This is a genomic window from Leptospira venezuelensis (assembly GCF_002150035.1).
Lineage (GTDB): Bacteria > Spirochaetota > Leptospiria > Leptospirales > Leptospiraceae > Leptospira_B > Leptospira_B venezuelensis.
This window is the reverse complement of record NZ_NETS01000011.1, coordinates 865184-883303: the sequence shown is the minus strand read 5'-3', so window position 1 is coordinate 883303 and position 18120 is coordinate 865184. Positions and strand designations below refer to the sequence as shown.

Genomic DNA, 18120 nt, shown 5'->3' with positions numbered 1-18120 from the left:
TATTCTCCTAGGATTTGGAAACCTGAACATTTGTATTATTTTCTTTTCCGAGACCGGTTGTTTCTGGGATCTCTATTTCTTCTTTGCGATGAAGATTTCTTTCTAAAATTGTTTTTAAGAGTAAGGTAAGTAAGGAAAGAAATACGAGTACTGATGCAGCTGAAAATGCCCCAACTGAGTTGTACTCGTTATATAACATTTCTATCTGTAAAGGAAGGGTATTCGTCTTTCCTCGAATATGTCCGGACAAAACGGAAACTGCTCCGAATTCGCCCATGGCCCTTGCATTACAAAGTATGAGTCCGTATAAAAGTCCCCATTTAATATTTGGGATAATAATTTTGATAAAGGTTTGGTAGAGAGAGGCACCCAGTAAAATACCTGCTTCCTCTTCTTCTTTTCCCTGGCTTTGCATGAGTGGGATCAATTCTCTTGCAACAAATGGAAGTGTGATAAATACGGTTGCGATCACAAGTCCTGGAGTATTGAATACAATTTTAATATTCCATTCTTCTAATATATCTCCCATCCAACCCTGTTTTCCAAAAAGTAATAGGAAGATCAGTCCAGAAATTACAGGAGAAACTGCAAAAGGAGAATCTATGATCGTAAGCAGAATGTTTTTACCAGGAAATTCAAATCTGGTTAAAAGAAATGCAGCGGTTAATCCGAATGCTGTGTTCAAAGGAACTGCAATCCCAGCTACTTTCAATGTCATTAACATTGCAGCAATTGTATCACTGTCTTGTAATCCTTGTAAATACGCCTCCCAACCTTGGGCAAACGCTTCTAAAAAGACCACGGTGATGGGTAGGATTAGGATAATGAATGCAAGAACTAAGACCGAAAAGATCAAAGCCAAGCGGATCCAAACGGATTCTGTTTCTTTCATCCAAGTCTCCTAGAAGCTCTGTTTTGAAGATAGTTGATCCCAAACATAATCGTAAACGAAAGAACCAACATCAAAACTGCAATCCCAGTTGCTTTTGCATATTCATACTGTTCCAACTTGGTAACTATGAGTAACGGAAGAATTTCAGTTTTACCTGGAAGGTTTCCTGAGATAAAAACTACCGATCCGTATTCTCCTATCCCTCTTGCAAACGCCATACTGGTTCCTGCAAGTAGAGAAGGAATTAATTCAGGTAAAATAACTTTTGTAAATGTTTGGAATCTACTTGCTCCCAAACAATAAGCACTTTCTTCCAATTCTTTAGGAAGATCTTCTAAGATTGGTTGTACTGTTCTGACTACGAAAGGGAATCCGATGAATACTAAAGCGATCACAATCCCGATAGGAGTGTATGCGATCTTGATCCCATATGGCGTAAGATATTTACCGATAAAACCGTTGGGAGCATAAATTGTGGTAAGTGCAATCCCTGCAACCGCTGTTGGAAGAGTAAAAGGAAGATCCACAAGTGAATCTAAGATTTTTTTACCAGGGAAATTATAACGAACTAGTACCCAGGCGAATAAAAATCCCACAAATAGATTGATTATGGCTGCAACTCCGCCAGCTCCAAAACTTAAATACAAAGCTTGCTGGATCCGATCTTCTGAAAAAACTTCCCAAAGTCCTGAAACTCCTAAGGTCGCAGATTTAAAAAATAATGCAGATAATGGAATGATGACTAGAAGGCTAAGGTAGAAGACTGTGAGTCCTAAAGAGAGGCCAAAGCTTGTTTTAGAATAAGGACGAAAAATTAGTTTCAAACGGGAAACCCTTTGAGTCGATTCTTGAGAAACGCTCTATTTCGTCAAACCAAGAGCCGCCCTGAGGCGGCTCCCTTTTTGTAAGTGGTCAGTTGTAGTTCCTACTTACTTTTTAGCTTCGCCATAGATGGAGTCGAAAAGACCACCATCAGCGAAATGTTTTTTGTGAGCTGCCGCCCAAGAACCTTCAATACTTCTTACATCGAATAATTGAAGTTTAGGGAATTTAGCAACATTCGCTTTTAGAATTGCTGCATCATTCGGGCGGAAGAAATGTTTCGCGATGATTTCTTGGCCATCTTTAGTGTATAAGAAATCCAAGTAAGCTTTTGCTATTTCAGTGGTTCCTTTTTTAGTAGCAACTTTTTCAACGATAGCTACAGGAGTTTCTGCAAGGATACTTGTGCTTGGATAAACCACTTCAAATTGAGCTGTTCCACCATTTGCTTTTCTAGACTCGGATAGAGCAAGTTCTGCTTCATTTTCCCAAGCAAGAAGAACATCACCGATTCCTCTTTGAACGAATGTCGTCGTAGATCCTCTGGCACCCGTGTCCAGAACGGAAGTGTTCTTGTAGAGGTTTTTCACGAACTCGATCGCCTTTTCTTCCGTTTTGTATTTTTTCTTCGCAAATCCCCAAGCTGCTAAATAATTCCAACGAGCCCCGCCTGAAGTTTTAGGGTTTGGTGTAATTACTCCAATTCCTGGTTTTACAACATCGTCCCAATCTTTGATCGCTTTAGGATTTCCTTTTCTAACTAAGAATACGATAGTAGAGTAGTATGGAGTAGAATGGTTCGGGAAAGCTTTCTCCCAATCTTTGGAAACGGATCCACCGTTTGTAACGATGCTATCGATATCATAAGCAAGTGCCAGAGTTACTACATCGGCTTCTAATCCATCGATTACGGCTCTCGCTTGTTTTCCGGATCCGCCATGGGATTGTTGGATGGTAAGGTCTTTGCCAGACTTCTTCTTCCAAGACTCAATGAACTTCTTATTAATTTCTTCGTAAAGCTCCCTGGTTGGGTCGAAAGAAACGTTTAATAGGGTATCGTTCGCATATGCGGATAAGGAGAAGATAGCGGTTAAAGCCAGAGCGCCGATTCCTTTGGTAATTGATCGTAGTATAGAATGATCAGATTTTGCTTTCATAAGGTTCACTTTTACGTCCCTTCCGACGATAACTCGGAATTTTTATCCAATAAATTGGATATTTATCTGTTATAGTCGGAATGCCCTTCTTTTTGTCAAGAAGGGTTTTATATTTTAGAACATTTTTTTCCTATTTTGAACGCTTTTTTGATTCGATCCTTCAGACTTCGGTTTAAAGCGGATTTTCTAAAAAATGAAAAAGGCCTTCTTCTTAACTCTAATCCTTTCCCCATTCTTTTTCTCAGGATGTTCCGAGTCCTCAGCAAAGGTGGAAAATCCTGCTATAGTCCAAGGGGTGCTCGAGTTAAAAAATTATGATCTGGAAGAACAGGGGCCAATCTTACTTTCAGGGCTTTGGAAATTCAGATGGTTGTATTGGAAAAGTTCCGGATTAGAAAGTCAGAACTCATATGAGGTAGTGAGTGTACCTTCTTCTTGGAACGGAAAGAACGGGTCTAGACTCGGAGAAGGTTACGGAACCTACGAACTTGCACTTAAACTAAATCGAAATTATGGAGAACTTGCATTTATCTTACAAGAGCAAAGTTCTTCCTACTTCTTATATGTGAATGGCAAACTATTAGCTTCTTGCGGAGAAGTTGAATTTTCTTCTTCTTCAGATATTACCATTTTTGAAGTCAAACCTGCATGGTGTAATAAGCTCGTGAAGTTCACTCCTGACGGAGAAGATCTGACGATAGACATGCAGATTGCGAATAGGGACCATAGACTAGGAGGTTTTTGGGCACCTATTCGATTTGGAACCGCCTCCACTGTGGAGAAAACCTGGAATGCGGAAAGATTTTTGGATCTATTCTTAGCTGGAGGACTTTTCTGCATAGGTCTATTACATCTTATTTATGCAGTAGTGAGAAGGGGAGAAGCCGCCTCCATGTATTTTGGTACTTATTGCGTGATCATGGCGGCAAGGGGGCTTTTTTCAGGCACAAGAATCATTTCTGAATATCTTGATTTTCTAAAATACCACCACTATGTTAGAATAGAATATGTAACGTTCTACCTTGCCATCCCTGTTTTTTTAAGTTATATACTTTCTGTTTTCCCGAGGGAATTAAAACGAATTCTTGTGGATCTGGTTTGGTGGATCGCAATCGGCGCTTGTATAGTAGTTTTAGTATTCCCAGTAAGAATATTCACTTTCACTATTACTGTCTATTATCTGGTGGCGTTTCTTGCAGGGACTCTCGGATTATTCTCCCTCACTAAAGCTGCTTTAAGAAGAAGAAAAGGTGCACTTATTATTCTGGCAGGTTTTATATTCGTGTATGCTGCTATGATCCACGATATTCTATACGCGACCTTTTATCTTGATACAGGTTATTTTACAAATATTGGTGCATTCGTATTTATAGTCGCACAATCCGTATTTCTATCTATTCGAAGTTCTGAAAGTTTAGATAGACTTTTGGATCTTTCCAGGAATTTGGAAAGAAGGGTAGAAGAAAGGACCAAACAACTCAGAAATGCACTTCGTCTCATCCAAAACGATCTGAATGTTGCAAGAGAGATCCAAAAGGGACTCTTAAATTTAGAAGATACTTCTGCAAAGAAGATCGGAAAGATCAACTTTGGGATTTTACATAAACCTTTAGCGGAAGTAGGGGGCGATCTTTATGATCTCGTCGAATTGCCTAACGGAAAGATCCGTATCTTTTTAGCGGATGCAACTGGGCATGGGATACAAGCAGCACTCATTACAATACTGATCCGAAGTGTTTACGAAGACTTAAGGTTAAAAGAAGAAAGTCCCGGAAAACTACTCTCTGAGATAGGCTCCCAATTCCATGGTAAATACGGAAAGGTGTCCACATTCTTCTCCGCATCCATTTTGGAAATTTCTCCTGACGGCAAAAAACTTACTCTTTCTTTGGCAGGATCTCCTCCCGTTTTAGTCCAGACAAAAGACGAAGAACATATTATCGAATGCGAAAACCCGTTAGTAGGTCTTTTAGAAAATTTCCATTTCGAAGATAAGGAAATATTACTCACTCCAGGTTTTAGAATACTTTGTTTTACGGACGGACTTTCTGAATCTTCCAGATTGCCTGGAGATTTTTACGGAATCGAAAGAGTATTGGCTTCATTGAGAACTGGAGACTCTCAAAGTTTAGAAGAATTATTAAGCGGCATCCAGGAAGATCTTTTCAGATTTTTAGGAAGTTCAGAACCAAAAGACGATATACTAGTCTTAGGAATAGAAGACCAACGTTCCTAACTCAGTAAAACATTTCTTCTTTCGGGAATATTGGATCGTTTTCTAGTTTTATTGTATTGGACCCCGAAAATCATGGTTAGAGAGAAGGTGAACGGGTTCATACTTTTAAGAATGGATCCCGAAATCGTTACCTTGCAGAGGACCCTATGGCATTCAAGCTCGACGGGGCAAAATTCCCCACCTTGGAAGAGTTGATTACAGCTTTGTATCCATTGTATGCGGACAAAATGAGCGAAGCTGAATTTAGAAAGTACGTTCAGGAGAATGTAAAAGAGGAATAGTCTTCCTCTTTTTGCCCCGATCAACCGGGGCGAATCCTTCTCTCGTAATATCCTCTTTTGCTTGTCAATTCCAGGGGTTTTCCTTACCCTCTCGGCATGCCTTTTTTTCAGAAAAAATGGAGACTTGCTCCGGCTTGGCGAAGGCCCTTATTACTACTCGCCTCATTCTTAGTTCTCATCATTAAATTCAGATTCTTATTTAGCGAGGATACTCTTTCAGGTTGGAGCCTTCATGCTCAAACCCATTTGGCAGAGATCTACGATTCATTTTTGGACAACGGCCAATCTTTGGGTTATGATAGCCGTTGGTTTTCTGGAATGCCTGTCTTCTATTTCCAGCCTCCATTCTTTTATTTTTTGGTCGCCGTACTTCATAAAACGATCTTCTTCTGGTCCTCACTTTCTCTTTCTTTTAATATAGGAGTCCTACTTTCTATATTACTTTTTACATATGCGTTTATCAAGTTCAGTCTTTTGCTCTTAAGTGAAACCAATCATAGAGCAAATACCGTAATGCTTGCGATGTCAGGGCTTTTATTTTTCTTTTTGTGCGCGGGAGAAGAGCCATTCGGGCTTTCCTTAGTGGGATTATTCAGTGGTTCGGTGACCGGATTTTTCGGACTTGGCTGGAGTTTATTAGGATTTTATTATTTAGAAAAGTATAGGACCACCGGGAAATTATCTTCCCTTTCCAAGTACCTTGCGGTAAGCGCTTGTGTCTATTATTCTGATCTTCCTTCTTCTTTGTTTTATTTGGTTTCTCTCTTAATTTATTTCTTATTTTTGGGAGAAGAACTTGGGAAAAGAGCCTTCTCCATTGCATTCTTCATCCCATTGTTTGTAGCAACGCCGGTATGGTGGAATTTTTTGAAATATTCTTCGTACCGCGCAGAAACTTTTCCAATGGATACAACTCCGGGGCTAATCTCTATTTTAGGTTCGGGGGCATTGAAGCCGATTTGGGAAGGAAGTGGAGTGATTGCTTTCTTATGGAATTTTATTATAGGGCTTCATTGGATTCAGGTAGTATTTCCCGCTTTGTTCTTATTAGGAATTCGTTCTATCCTGAAGCGTAAAATATTTCCTCCTGCTTCCAGATTCGTTTTCTTTGCCAGTTTGATCTTTTATTGGATCGGAGTAGATACTTCTCTTTCTAAATTTTTTCCAGGTTTAGGCTTTCCTTGGTATAGGGCATTAGATCTTTCTTTACTATTCTTAACTTTTTCCGGATTAGAAACAGCAGTTCATTTATTGAAGAATAAAACTTCTTCTCTGGTCGCACAATATTCAGTCGCTGCACTTTTATTTTTTGCGTTAGTAAGATTTTTCTTATGGCATCCGGAGTTGGAATGGAAGGAGAATACCACATTTTTAAAAGATAGTTTTTCAGCTATGGAGATGAAAGATGTAGAAGTTGCACTTTCTGAACTTCCTAAAGATTCCAAAATTTTTCCAGAAATTGATTCTCACAGAAAATGGGGAGACAGCCCTTTTACATTAGGACTATTGATCAGAAGAGCAGGACATAGGAATCTACTCGGAATGGAAGCGGATGCCTCTTTGACTTCTCTTGCGCTTCAACCATATTTGAGTCGTTATCTTCCTTGGACTGCTTGGAAAAAAAATCCAGGTTATGAAGAAGAACTCTCTTTGGAAGACGTAGGCATCGGGTTGCATCGGTTTCTACAAGCAAACGGAACTTCTTATATTATAGGTTCTACTGAAAAACTTTATAAAATTCTAAAATTGAATCCAACTCGATTTGAATTATTAAGAGGTTGGGTGAATAGAGAAGGATTACGAACAAACGATTCTCCTTCTGAAACATATGAAAAAGAATTGGAGAATAAATCTTTCTTATTTTTGTTCAAGGTGAAAAACCCCGGTGCGGACATCGCGGTCCTGACTGAAAAACCTTGGGGAGTCGCAGATTATAAGGAACTGAGTGGAGGGAAATCACTTCGCCCTAAAAGATTCTTATACAATACAAATGAAGCGATCTTGCATGAGGGACTGGATGCTGGAATTGTACTCGCTCGCATCGGTAAAAAAGAGATAGAGGCAATAGGTCCGAATTATAGTAGATGGTTTCAAGGTCTGCTCGTATTAAATGTTCCGAAGGAAGATACTGCTTGGAAGGAGGAATTTAAATCCAAATACGGAGATTTATCTTTCTCTGATAGAAATGAATTTTTAGGTAGATTTTTCCCTGTAAAAGAAAAACCAAAAGAGCCTGTATTATTGTCGGAACTTCCGATACTCCCTCGTATTTTTTCAGATGAAGAAGTTTTTACTGGTCCTGAAGTGTCTTCCGCAGAAAAACCGGTGTCGACTGCATTAGGAAATCATAATTGTAAACTCGTCAGAAGATCCTTTTTTCCTAGTTGGGAAGATGCAGAAGGTGGAATATTATTCCAAACCCAAAGGAATGAAATTTTAATCTGTTCTCAAAAGCAAAATTCGGATCTAAAATTTGTGAAAGGGAATTCGGTTTTCTTGACCATTATACTTTTCCTTCTACCTTTATTTTTTATATTCTCCTCCTTTGTGAAAGGAAGGTGGTTTTTCCGTTGATCACTCCGTACGGCAATAAGCCGTACTCTAAACTTCAATTTGTTTCGAATTCACTTTTGGTGCTATTCGGAAGTATTCTTCTTTTGGGGCTTTGGCAAAAATGGAGTCTCTATATTTGGGGAAATATTTTCATTCATGGCTTAGAAGGTGGACTTGTCGGAGCGATTTGCGACTGGTTTGCTGTTTGGAAAACCTACAAGGCAGTTGAATCCGAAAGTGAAACAATCGCAGAGGAAATTGGTCGCTGGGTATCTTCTGACCTGATCAGCGAACATAAATTAAAATCTTATTTAGATGGGATCCTGGATGAGCCTGAAAATATCCAGGCAATCCGAGAGCTTTTAGATACACATCTAAAAGGAGAAAAGGAAGTTAGAGAATTTCTGAATCTGATCTGGGATAAAATAGAGGAGGATATAGTATTATATGTTTCTAATTTTAAATTTTCTGGGGCTGATAAACAAATCTTACATGAGCTGAATAGTCGTACGGAGATACTTTCCACAGTTCGATTTTTAGTGGGAGAAACCTTGATGAAGGTTTCGGATCACCAGGATTTTGGAGAGAGAGTTCAAAGGATCACTAAGGGACTTTCTTTTCTTGCAAAACCTTTGATCTGGCTCATAGATCCACGCAAAAGAATTAAGGAATTCGGAGAAGGTCTGAAAGAAGGAAAAGATTTTGAATCAGAAGAGGAAGAAGTCCTATTCGAACTATATTCAATTTTCTCTGAATGTGTAGAGTTATACATAGGTTCTTGGAACGAATTACCTGTTGAAAGAAGAGAAGAAGCAGTTCGCGCTTTAGCAGATTTCGGTAGAGAACAGTTGAATCGATTAATTAGCGAAGTGGTTCTAACCCATAAGGAAGAAATTTCTAAATTAGAAAATCTGCGAGAATATGGCCCAATTCGTTCGTTCTTGGAATTTTTAAGTTCTAAAACAAATGAATCAGTTTCACAATATGTGGGAGATCAGATCTCTAAAGGACTGAAATTATTGGAGCCCAAACAATTCAGGGAGAATTTGGAACTTAAGACCAGAAGAGTCTTGGAGAAGATTCGGATCAACGGAAGTTTATTAGGTTTTTTAGTTGGATCTGCAATAGGATGTATCGTCTTATTATTCGAAGGAAAATTAGGATTATAATCTCTTGCATAATTTGCAGGTTATTGTTTAGTATTCAAGATCATGGAACCAAAGCGAATTTATATTTTTCTACTCTGCGTAGTATTTAGTGGATGTTATTCAAAGACCGTCTTCTTCTTTCAAAATATCCGAATGAGGCCTATTCCTCCTCAAGTAGAGCAAAGTTTATATAAGCAGAATGAAAAAGGATGTAATGAAAATATCCGAAATATTCTGAAAAGAATTCCGGAAAAAAATCCTACAGCCACTCATATCAGAGACCTGGAGATCTTCCAGTATGACCAAGGAATGTTCGATACATGTTATCGACTCTATTATGGTCTGGAGATCTCTCAATGAAAGTTTTACAATCTGGGGCCTTCTTCCTTTTCATATTTTTATTCTCTTACTGCAGCGGCGCCGAAACGATGATCTATCGTGTTGAAAGAGTTGTGCCTGCAAAAGAAAGACCGGTCTTCTCTCCTAAAAGAGTAGAAGGAGAAGATTGTGTAGTGCAAATTTTTCCATTCATGTTCGCGAGATATGTTCCGGATCTGCAGAGTGCATACAATCATGCAATAGACAAGGCTCCTCCGGGAACTCAATCACTTGCAAGCGGAGAAGTTTATACAAAGGGTTTGTATCTTCCTCCTATCTTCTTATTCCGTTGTATCGTAGTCTCCGGGACTCCAAGCTTCGATTAAGGTTCTAAAATAACTTCTATCCAACTTGGTTTTAAACCTGGGCGAAATACTTTAAATTTGAACTATCTAGGAAGGGGGCGGTCTAAAAGGTATTCGCCCCGAAAAAGGGGAAAGGAGATAAAAATGGAAGCGGTAGTTCATAAGGCAAATACGAGAGGGAAAGTGGATTTCGGTTGGTTGAAATCGAATCATACATTTTCTTTCGGGAGCTATATGAATCCGGAAAGGATCAGATTTGGTTCTTTGCGAGTATTGAACGACGATATCGTTGCCCCGGGCAGAGGTTTCGATCCGCATCCTCACCAAGATATGGAAATCATCTCTATACCGATCAAAGGCGCATTAGAACATAAAGATAGCATCGGAACTTCTGGAGTCATAACATCCGGAGAAGTGCAGGTGATGTCAGCAGGAACAGGTATTGTTCACTCGGAGTACAATCATTCCGAAACGGATCCTGTAAACTTCTTACAGATTTGGGTTTTGCCTGATAAAAGGGGAGCGCAACCTAGATATGACCAGAAAAAATTCCTTCCGGAAGATAGGAAGAATCGATTCCAAGTGGTTGTAGCTCCTAAAGAGTCTGCAGAAGGTCTTTGGATCAATCAGAATGCATGGTTCTCTTTAGGGAATGCGGAAGCAGGAAAGGAACTGCAATACGAGTCTAAGAATAAGTCCGGTGGAGTTTACGCTTTTCTAATATCCGGAAAAGTGAATATTAACGGGACCGAACTTTCAACTCGAGATGGCGCAGGATTTCCAAGAACGGACCTTCTGAAAGTAAACGCTTTAGAGGATTCTGAACTTCTTCTAATGGATGTTCCTGAGATCTAATAAGGAGTCACAGAGAAGAATCGAGCCGCAGCGCTTTTTTCACGCAGAGGCGCTGTGACGCGGAGGGAGAATTATAATAAATTGCAGACACGATTTTTCTATTTTCTTTTTAAAAACTCTCTGCGCCTATGCGGCTCTGCGTGCCTAATCTCGGTGTCTCCTTACACTCTGTGTCTCTTATTTCAGTTCCCCCGGTTCGATGAAGAAACTTCTGATGGACCCATCTCTTAATAAACGAATTCCCAATTTTCTTCCAATTGAAGTTTCATCTAAGATCTTATGAAGATCATCTATAGTATGGATCTCTTTATCGTCCAGGTTTATGATCAGATCTCCATTTCGGATTCCTGCCCGATCTGCTGGAGATCTTGGTTCTAAAGATAGAACCAAGATCCCAGACTCTGAGCCGATCTTGTTTAAAGTTTTGGTGACTGTTGGGATCTTTTGGTTCTGACCTGCAATTCCTAAATATCCTCGTTTAACTGAACCATTTGTGATGAGGCGAGTAATCACATATTCTGCGGTGTTGGAGGCGACCGCAAAACAGATCCCTTGGGCGGGAAGAATGATCGCTGTATTAATCCCTACCACTCTTCCCTGAAAGTCTACTAGCGGACCTCCGGAATTTCCTGGATTTAAGGCAGCATCCGTTTGGATCACATTATCTATCAAACGTCCATTACGGGATCTTAATGTTCTTCCAAGTGCGCTCACAACTCCTGCCGTAACTGTGGACTCGAAACCGTAAGGATTTCCGATCGCGACCACTAATTGTCCTACTTTCAGTTTTTTGGAATCAGTAAAGCTAGAGTGAGGAAATAATCCTCCATGGACTTTTAGGACCGCAACGTCTGTATGTGGATCGTTTCCAACAAGTTCTGCTTCTTTACTTGAACCGTCAGAAAGGTCTGCCTTAATTTTAACTGCGCCATCTACTACGTGACTATTAGTTACTATGAATCCGTCAGGTGTAAGGAAGAATCCGGAACCACTTCCACCTTCTCCTTTTTTGCTTGATACTTGCAGATGAACAACACTCGGACCTACAGAGTCCACTGCATGTATCACCGATTTGGAATAGGCGTCTAAAATTTCTGCCTCGCTCAGTTCTGGGTGATTTTTAGGATGAGAGTTATTTTCCAGAGAAGAAATAAAATCTGCGCTTGTATTTGTGAATAGTACCATAATATTTTTGAACTCCGTGTCCAAAAATAAAGTCCCGAAAAGCGCGGAAATCGGTTTAGAAAAAAAGAACGTTCTTTAAACAAACCGATCTTGTTGCTTAAAACGCTTATATCTTCATTACTTTTTCCAATCTTCAGGCTTTGGTGATACAGGTTTATAATAAACAGTAGTAGTTCCTTGGGAAAACATCTCAGGCACTGTTCTTCTCCAATTTACAAAATGAGGGGTATCCAAATGCGATTTACGTTTGGATTCATTTTCATAAGCTTCTATGATCAGAAATCTGCCTTCATCTCCATCGTTTTGAAGAAGATCGAATCTAAGAACACCGTTCTCTTTAAGGGATTCTTTGGAAAGTTCGCTGCTGATTTCCTGAAATTCTTGGATTCTTTCCGGAAGTATTTTGTAAGATGAGACTGTTACGATCATAGTCCCTAGTTTCAATATCCGATTTTCTTCTGCCAGAAAAAAAAGATAGATGGAATCTGATTAGAATGAAAGCTTTCCTCTTATGAAAATAAAAACTCCCGTAACGGAGATGCTTGGAATCGATCTGCCCATCATCGGGGCTCCCATGTTTCTCGTTTCATATCCTGATCTAGTTGTTGCAGTTTCCGAAGCCGGAGGCCTTGGAACATTCCCCTCTCAAAACTACAGAACTGTAGAAGAATTAAGAAGAGGTTTGGAAGATATCCGATCCAGGACCAAAAAACCGATCGGCGTTAACTTAATTTTACATAAGGCTCATAACCCTAACTGGGCAAAACACTTAGAAATACTTTTAGAATTCAAAGTAGAATTGATCATCACCAGTTTAGGAAGTCCTCGTTCCATTATTAACGAGGCTAAATCAGTCGGTACAAAAGTTTTCTGTGACGTAACTACATTAAGACATGCGAATTTAGTTGCTAAGTCAGGAGCCGATGCGCTGGTTGCAGTAGCGCAAGGTGCCGGTGGACATGCCGGAAATATTTCTCCTTTCAGTTTATTCCCTTATCTCAAAAAAGAGATCGGTCTTCCTGTTCTTGCAGCGGGTGCGATCAGCGGCGGTGCACAAATGGCTGCCGCAATGTCCTTAGGAGCAGATGCAGTTTATATCGGAACAAGATTAATCGCTACTAAAGAAGCTGCTGCTTCTCAAGAATATAAAGAGATGATCGTTGAGTCTGCACCGGAAGAGATCGTTTATACCGAAAAAATTTCAGGAATTCCTGCAAACTGGCTAAAACGTTCCGTAGAAAAAGCGGGAGATAACTTCCATAACGAAGGTAGTACGGATATAGACCAGGAATTTAAACGTTGGAGAGATATTTGGTCTGCAGGTCACGGAGTGGCTCAGATCGATTCCATCATTCCTGCGGGAGATGTCATTAGAGGTATGGCTACAGAATATGCCGATATCGTAAATAAGTTACCAAAATTAGTTTAATATTTTAGAATATTCTAAACCCCCGGAACCGGGGGTTTTTTGTAAATTTTACTTTTTATCCGAAAAGCTTACGGGAATTAGGTGGAATACTCCGAATACAAAAACCTGAGCTGCGTCCGCAATTTTGAATCCGCCTCTGTCTCCGGCGCGAAAGGAATAAATCCCAACTTCTAACACATGAATTCCTAAAATTACCCAACCTAGAGTGAGCACGATCCCGTCTAGACTTGGATGAATATTTACGAGTTGTACGATCCCACTCATTACTCCCAGCCATAAAAGCCAAAATGCGGCTGTGGAAGCCTTAGAAATATTATTTACTAAATCCATTCTTTTCCTCTTGAAATACCGATTCCGGTATAGCAATCGATACAGAGGATTTGGTCAAGAAGAAGTTAGAACAAGATCTTTTGGAAACAATGTTCGTTATTTAAAAATGAAACAGAGTTTCTTGGAACTGGAAATTGTTGCTAAGATGAACTTGGAATGAAAATTCCGGAGAAAACTTGAAGAAGAGTAGTGAATATGATGATTTTATGATATAGGGGGCCAGGGGTTTCCCACTGGCCCGCCTCCTCCACCCGAACCTGGGTGGGGGCCGCCTTTTTCAAAAAGAAAGTCCGAACGCAGAATCCGATTTCCGGGTAAGATTCTTAGGAGCCGGATTCTACTTCTATCTTTTCGTCTTGTTCTGCTTCGTTTAATACTGGGCTTGCTATTTTATCGAGAAGAGATTTTAGAATATCATAATATGGAAGTACTTTGGGGCCGATAGATTTTCCGAATTTGTTCTCATAACTTGTCCTAAGCGTGGCTTCTTCATCGCCTCCCATGAAGTAAGAAGAAGAAGCATTTCCTTCCCAAAGAATTTCCTTCGTATCACATTTTTGGATCCGTGCTTGGATAGAAATCTTTATCCCGTCTGAAGAAGGCCCAAATGTTGCAGGACTTAACCAAACAAAAAAGGAAGGCGTGGTTCCATTTAAGGTCTCTTCTAATTTAAGCGTAAGAACTCCTTGGGACTTTCCTGCGGGAGATTTGCAGTTCTGATTTTTACTGGAAGGGTCCGGATAAACAATAAATTCCTTATGGTGAGCCAATTCCTGTTCCCCCATGGACTTTACAAGATTCGCTTCGATTTGATTTACTTTGGAACTAGAATCGATTGCCACAGTTAATCTTTTAAATCTGTCTAAGGAAGATTCAAAATTAGGTGAGACCCTGATTTGTTTTACAGCACAATTTGCAAAGGAAAGAGAAATTAAGAATGTAAGTATAAGTTTAGATCTCATTTTTTCTTTCCGATTTTCTTTTTGGCAGCTGTCTTTTTCTTAGCCGCTTTTTTTGCTTTAGGCTTTGGAGTAGTTTCTTCCATTATGAATTTGGAAACTATAGTTTCAGAACCTTCTTCATCATCCGGTCCTAAACCTAATGGCACCGTTTCATCCTCTTCTTGTTTGCGACTTCTGTATGCTAATTCCAAAATTGCTGGAAGTAAGGTAAGTGCGATAAGTAAACAAGCAGCAATACCGATCGTTGCTACTTTTCCGATCGAATGTAAGCCTCTTTGCTTCGCAAGAAGTAACGCACTCCATCCTACCAATGTGGTTAATGTGGATGCGATTACTGCGGGCCCTACCATTGCCATTGCTTTTACAATATCATGATCTTCTCTGAACCTGTAATATATATAGATCCCATTTTGTATTCCGTATCCTATGATTACAGGAAAGACCAGAACATTCATAAAATTTAATTTAAGATCTATTATGGACATGATGCCCACCGTAACCAAGAGACCCAATAAAAGAGGAATCAAGGAGAGTAGTGCAGGCAAGGCCGCTCTATAGAATAGCATTAAAACTATGATCACAAGTATTAAGGTGATAATGAAGGCAAGATATCCTTCTCTTTGCACTATCATAATGAGCTGAGCAAACAACATCAAACTTCCTGCCGTATCCGTTTGGAATGTGTAAGATCTAGCCTGGGCGATATCCTTATAAGGTCTATGCTCCAAGATCGTGTCTACAGTTCCTGGTAGGATCTTGATCGAAAGAAGTTTGTCTTTAGAGTAAGTATTCAGCGCGTTTAATAAAATTTTATTTTCTGCAGGAGAATAATTCTCTTTAACTGGATCAATTTCAGATTCTTTTTGAGTTCCGGTGGAATACAGGATTGTATTCAAGGTCCTTCTGGAAATTTTAGGAACATCTAATCTTCCGATTGCTGCAAAAAATTCTAACAATTTTCCGCCATGCCACAACGCCACTTTGGGATATAGGAATAATAGATGTCCTTTTTCCTTGGAGCTTGCAACTTCCTTAAACTGAGAGGAAAAATAATCTGGGACCGCTGTATAATCGTAAGGTTTAATCGATAAGAATAATTTTGCCTTTGGTAAATATTTTCTCTGCTCAGGTTTTAAGAAGGAGGCCTTTATTGGCTTCATGTCCTTCGCAAGTTGGTCTAATACTTTACGGTTTTCTAATTGTTGAGAATAAGGAGGAACAAAGTTCCAAAGAGAAACCACCTGGTCCACAGAACCTGCAATGGATTCGGGAACAGGATTTAGATAGTCAAATACTGCTTCTGATTCTTCTAAACTTTTTACTACAATTGCTTGAGGATCAGAAGAAATATCAAAACGATCTGCAATCTCGTCGTATAAGTTTACTGATTCTAAATTTTCTACTAAAAGGTTTCTTCCGTTTACATCAAATTGGACTTTCGGAGCAAAAACTCCAAAGAGTAAAACTATAATTAAGACAATTACAGATAGAATTCCTGGTCTAGAATAAAATTTCCTTAATAGACCTGAAGGAGTTTGTTGGTCTTCGTTTAAAAGAAAAGCTTTCGAAAGAGAAGGGAACCATTTTAAAAGTAAAGCGATTTGCAATGCGGTTACTCCATACATTGCAATTGCGATCAAAACAATTCCGTAAGTCGCAATAATTCCGAACTCACTGAATCCTCTAAATTCTGAGAAGGAAAGAACTACGAATGCAGAAGTAGTCGTTAATGCGGAACTAAAAGAAGCAATCCCTGTATGATAAATCGTGTCTTTGATCGCTCTTACAATATCTTGCTTCTTAGTAAATTCTTCTCTGAATCTGTATAAAAATTGGATCCCATAATCTATCCCGAGTCCCATGAGTATGGAGCCGATGATACTCGTGATACTATTCAATTGTCCTATAACTAAACCGGTTAAACCGAAAGTCATGAGCAATCCACTAAGAAGAGAGAACAGTAGAATGATTATGAAAAGTGGATTTCGGAAAAATAATAAAAGTAGAAGTCCTATTCCTAAGAACGAAGCTATCCCGATCGGCTTTAATGCCTTAATCAAAGTTTCATAATCGTCTTGGTTAAGCTTGTAGGCTCCTGTGTAACCTGCGTAAATTCCGTCTTCTTCAAATCCTAAGGTTTTTACTAAACCTTGGACCTTTGTATCAATTTTTTCTAGGAACTCAATGTCTACAAAGGAGCCGGTCGGCTTGATTAAGACTATAAGCATTCCCTTTTCAGGTGAAATATTATATTCGTCGAATATATCTCTTTTCGCAAGTTTTTGGTATTTGGAAATAATATCTGTGAAATCAGGATTATATTCTTCGTTAGTAAGTTTGATGAAGAATGGGTTTGCCCTTTCTATTTCGTCGTCGATCTTACGTTTTACTCTTTTACGTACCTCTTTTAGATCTTCTGTCTTTAAGAATAAAGGAAGCCTATCCTGTAAAAAGGAAACATTATACCTATAAGATACGTAACGTACTAATTCTTTATTCTTTAAAACTTCGGTTGCCAACTTGTCGGATGCTTTTTTGAGTGCGATCTCTCTTGCTTTATAGTAAGAAATGTTCTTACGTTTTGCCTCATCAGCGAGTTCCAATTCTTTCTTTTGGGTTTCTGGATCGCCATTACGTTTGGCTTGGAACGCCTTGGTAAGATGTTCCGTCATTCCCTTTTCGTCTTTGAATTTGAGAGCAACAGTATAGAATCCACTTCCACCGATCATTTCGATCACTCGTTTTGTTTGCACAACGGAAGGGTTGTCGGAAGGCAGAAGTTGCAGGTTATCGCTGTTAATAGAAAGTCTGGTGGCTAAAAAGCCTGAGATCACCAGAAGGATAAATAGGATTGCGGAAGAGGCGACCGGTTTGGTTAACACCAACTCAGTCGCTTTAGAAAGAAATTTTCTCATCAGTTCTTAGCTGCTTTTTGTATTAGGGAAATTGTTCCCTTGATTCCGTTTTTCTTAATAGATGGCTCTATATTTTTAGTTCTGTTGATCTCTGTTGCAAGTTTGCCTTCTGTTTCAAAATCGCTAATGTACCAAGCACCTTCTGATTCGGAAAGTATCCAGGCGAATTTGATTTGATCGGAACCTTTATAAAGAATAGAAGAACCAATTCTTGCTTGTTTTCCATTCACTGAGGGCTTGTCGTAAGTAATATCAATCTTATCAAAATATTTTAATGCGATTGGAAATGCCTTGTTTATAATATACTCAGAGATTGCTTCTTCGAATTCTTTTCTTTCAGCAGCGGAAATTTTATGATCTCCGATGAGTTTTTCGGAGAATTTTCCTGCATGGATCAAAGATATAGCTTTGTCGTTCTTTTTATAACGGATAAAGCCGATCAATTTTTTAACGGCGGATAACGTCTGCTCTTCTGCCGAAACTTCGGGAGAAGTAGTTTGGGTTTCGTTAGTGGTTTGGGTGTCCTGGGCAAAAAGAGAACCCGAGGAAAGTAAACAAAACAATAAAATTTGAAGTAGTTTCACAGATATTACCTAAGGAAGGATCGGTCCGAGAGTTTTACAATTTGGTAAAAACAGACTGCATACTGGCCGGATAAATTTACAGTAATGT

General features: G+C 39.3%; 17 protein-coding genes. 8 read left to right on the top strand and 9 right to left on the bottom strand.

The window, feature by feature from the left end:
- Positions 1 to 7: 7 nt before the first annotated feature.
- The 3 genes from cysW to B1C82_RS20215 form a co-directional block, all read right to left on the bottom strand.
- Positions 8 to 892 carry a sulfate ABC transporter permease subunit CysW gene (gene cysW, locus B1C82_RS20225; RefSeq protein WP_086449323.1) on the bottom strand — a complete coding sequence of 295 codons (885 nt, stop codon included), beginning with the start codon at positions 890 to 892 and terminating at the stop codon, positions 8 to 10.
- Positions 889 to 1716, bottom strand: coding sequence for a sulfate ABC transporter permease subunit CysT (cysT, locus tag B1C82_RS20220; RefSeq protein ID WP_086449322.1), 828 nt, complete (start codon positions 1714 to 1716; stop codon positions 889 to 891). The genes cysW and cysT overlap by 4 nt, the downstream gene beginning before the upstream one ends.
- Before the next feature lie 105 nt (positions 1717 to 1821).
- Entirely contained in the window at positions 1822 to 2871 is a 1050-nt protein-coding gene (locus B1C82_RS20215; RefSeq protein ID WP_086449321.1) for a sulfate ABC transporter substrate-binding protein, read from the bottom strand.
- A gap of 193 nt (positions 2872 to 3064) precedes the next feature.
- Between B1C82_RS20215 and B1C82_RS20210 the strand changes: the two genes are divergently transcribed.
- From B1C82_RS20210 to B1C82_RS20180, 7 genes are all read left to right on the top strand, one after another.
- Complete coding sequence (locus B1C82_RS20210; RefSeq protein ID WP_234008331.1) at positions 3065 to 5107, top strand: PP2C family protein-serine/threonine phosphatase; 2043 nt, start codon at positions 3065 to 3067, stop codon at positions 5105 to 5107.
- Positions 5108 to 5253: 146 nt separating this feature from the next.
- Complete coding sequence (locus B1C82_RS20885; RefSeq protein ID WP_008589440.1) at positions 5254 to 5388, top strand: hypothetical protein; 135 nt, start codon at positions 5254 to 5256, stop codon at positions 5386 to 5388.
- 96 nt (positions 5389 to 5484) lie between these two features.
- A complete protein-coding gene (locus B1C82_RS20200; RefSeq protein WP_086449320.1) occupies positions 5485 to 7962 on the top strand; it encodes a hypothetical protein in 2478 nt (825 codons plus the stop codon).
- A complete protein-coding gene (locus tag B1C82_RS20195; RefSeq protein WP_086449380.1) occupies positions 7962 to 9110 on the top strand; it encodes a DUF445 family protein in 1149 nt (382 codons plus the stop codon). The genes B1C82_RS20200 and B1C82_RS20195 overlap by 1 nt, the downstream gene beginning before the upstream one ends.
- Positions 9111 to 9152: 42 nt before the next feature.
- Positions 9153 to 9449, top strand: a complete 297-nt coding sequence (locus B1C82_RS20190; RefSeq protein WP_086449319.1) for a hypothetical protein — start codon at positions 9153 to 9155, stop codon at positions 9447 to 9449.
- Entirely contained in the window at positions 9446 to 9793 is a 348-nt protein-coding gene (locus B1C82_RS20185) for a hypothetical protein (protein WP_086449318.1), read from the top strand. The genes B1C82_RS20190 and B1C82_RS20185 overlap by 4 nt, the downstream gene beginning before the upstream one ends.
- A 123-nt stretch (positions 9794 to 9916) precedes the next feature.
- Positions 9917 to 10627 (top strand): pirin family protein, encoded by a 711-nt coding sequence (locus B1C82_RS20180; RefSeq protein WP_086449317.1) that lies wholly within the window; start codon positions 9917 to 9919, stop codon positions 10625 to 10627.
- 177 nt (positions 10628 to 10804) lie between these two features.
- Here the strand turns inward: B1C82_RS20180 and B1C82_RS20175 are convergent, their stop codons facing one another.
- Together B1C82_RS20175 and B1C82_RS20170 are read right to left on the bottom strand one after the other, a co-directional pair.
- Positions 10805 to 11812: a S1C family serine protease gene (locus B1C82_RS20175; protein WP_086449316.1), complete on the bottom strand. Its 1008-nt coding sequence runs from the start codon at positions 11810 to 11812 to the stop codon at positions 10805 to 10807.
- Between the two features lie 117 nt (positions 11813 to 11929).
- Positions 11930 to 12241 (bottom strand): putative quinol monooxygenase, encoded by a 312-nt coding sequence (locus B1C82_RS20170; RefSeq protein WP_086449315.1) that lies wholly within the window; start codon positions 12239 to 12241, stop codon positions 11930 to 11932.
- A gap of 82 nt (positions 12242 to 12323) precedes the next feature.
- On the opposite strand from B1C82_RS20170, the gene B1C82_RS20165 reads away from it, so the two are divergent.
- On the top strand, positions 12324 to 13241 hold the full coding sequence (locus B1C82_RS20165) for an NAD(P)H-dependent flavin oxidoreductase (protein WP_086449314.1): 918 nt from the start codon (positions 12324 to 12326) through the stop codon (positions 13239 to 13241).
- Positions 13242 to 13289: 48 nt separating this feature from the next.
- Here B1C82_RS20165 and B1C82_RS20160 read toward each other — a convergent pair whose 3' ends face one another.
- From B1C82_RS20160 to B1C82_RS20145, 4 genes are all read right to left on the bottom strand, one after another.
- Complete coding sequence (locus tag B1C82_RS20160) at positions 13290 to 13571, bottom strand: hypothetical protein (RefSeq protein WP_086449313.1); 282 nt, start codon at positions 13569 to 13571, stop codon at positions 13290 to 13292.
- A 323-nt stretch (positions 13572 to 13894) separates the two neighbouring features.
- On the bottom strand, positions 13895 to 14533 hold the full coding sequence (locus B1C82_RS20155; RefSeq protein WP_086449312.1) for an MXAN_6521/LA_1396 family lipoprotein: 639 nt from the start codon (positions 14531 to 14533) through the stop codon (positions 13895 to 13897).
- Positions 14530 to 17448 carry an MMPL family transporter gene (locus tag B1C82_RS20150; protein WP_086449311.1) on the bottom strand — a complete coding sequence of 973 codons (2919 nt, stop codon included), beginning with the start codon at positions 17446 to 17448 and terminating at the stop codon, positions 14530 to 14532. Before B1C82_RS20150 ends, B1C82_RS20155 begins: the two co-directional genes overlap by 4 nt.
- Positions 17448 to 18032, bottom strand: coding sequence for an ABC transporter substrate-binding protein (locus B1C82_RS20145; protein ID WP_086449310.1), 585 nt, complete (start codon positions 18030 to 18032; stop codon positions 17448 to 17450). Before B1C82_RS20145 ends, B1C82_RS20150 begins: the two co-directional genes overlap by 1 nt.
- Positions 18033 to 18120: the final 88 nt, after the last annotated feature.

Coding starts and splice junctions, on each gene's coding strand:
- cysW (WP_086449323.1), bottom strand. CDS start 892: ATGAAAGAAACAGAATCCGTTTGGATCCGCTTGGCTTTGATCTTTTCG.
- B1C82_RS20215 (WP_086449321.1), bottom strand. CDS start 2,871: ATGAAAGCAAAATCTGATCATTCTATACTACGATCAATTACCAAAGGA.
- B1C82_RS20210 (WP_234008331.1), top strand. CDS start 3,065: ATGAAAAAGGCCTTCTTCTTAACTCTAATCCTTTCCCCATTCTTTTTC.
- B1C82_RS20885 (WP_008589440.1), top strand. CDS start 5,254: ATGGCATTCAAGCTCGACGGGGCAAAATTCCCCACCTTGGAAGAGTTG.
- B1C82_RS20200 (WP_086449320.1), top strand. CDS start 5,485: ATGCCTTTTTTTCAGAAAAAATGGAGACTTGCTCCGGCTTGGCGAAGG.
- B1C82_RS20190 (WP_086449319.1), top strand. CDS start 9,153: ATGGAACCAAAGCGAATTTATATTTTTCTACTCTGCGTAGTATTTAGT.
- B1C82_RS20185 (WP_086449318.1), top strand. CDS start 9,446: ATGAAAGTTTTACAATCTGGGGCCTTCTTCCTTTTCATATTTTTATTC.
- B1C82_RS20180 (WP_086449317.1), top strand. CDS start 9,917: ATGGAAGCGGTAGTTCATAAGGCAAATACGAGAGGGAAAGTGGATTTC.
- B1C82_RS20175 (WP_086449316.1), bottom strand. CDS start 11,812: ATGGTACTATTCACAAATACAAGCGCAGATTTTATTTCTTCTCTGGAA.
- B1C82_RS20170 (WP_086449315.1), bottom strand. CDS start 12,241: ATGATCGTAACAGTCTCATCTTACAAAATACTTCCGGAAAGAATCCAA.
- B1C82_RS20165 (WP_086449314.1), top strand. CDS start 12,324: ATGAAAATAAAAACTCCCGTAACGGAGATGCTTGGAATCGATCTGCCC.
- B1C82_RS20160 (WP_086449313.1), bottom strand. CDS start 13,571: ATGGATTTAGTAAATAATATTTCTAAGGCTTCCACAGCCGCATTTTGG.
- B1C82_RS20155 (WP_086449312.1), bottom strand. CDS start 14,533: ATGAGATCTAAACTTATACTTACATTCTTAATTTCTCTTTCCTTTGCA.
- B1C82_RS20150 (WP_086449311.1), bottom strand. CDS start 17,448: ATGAGAAAATTTCTTTCTAAAGCGACTGAGTTGGTGTTAACCAAACCG.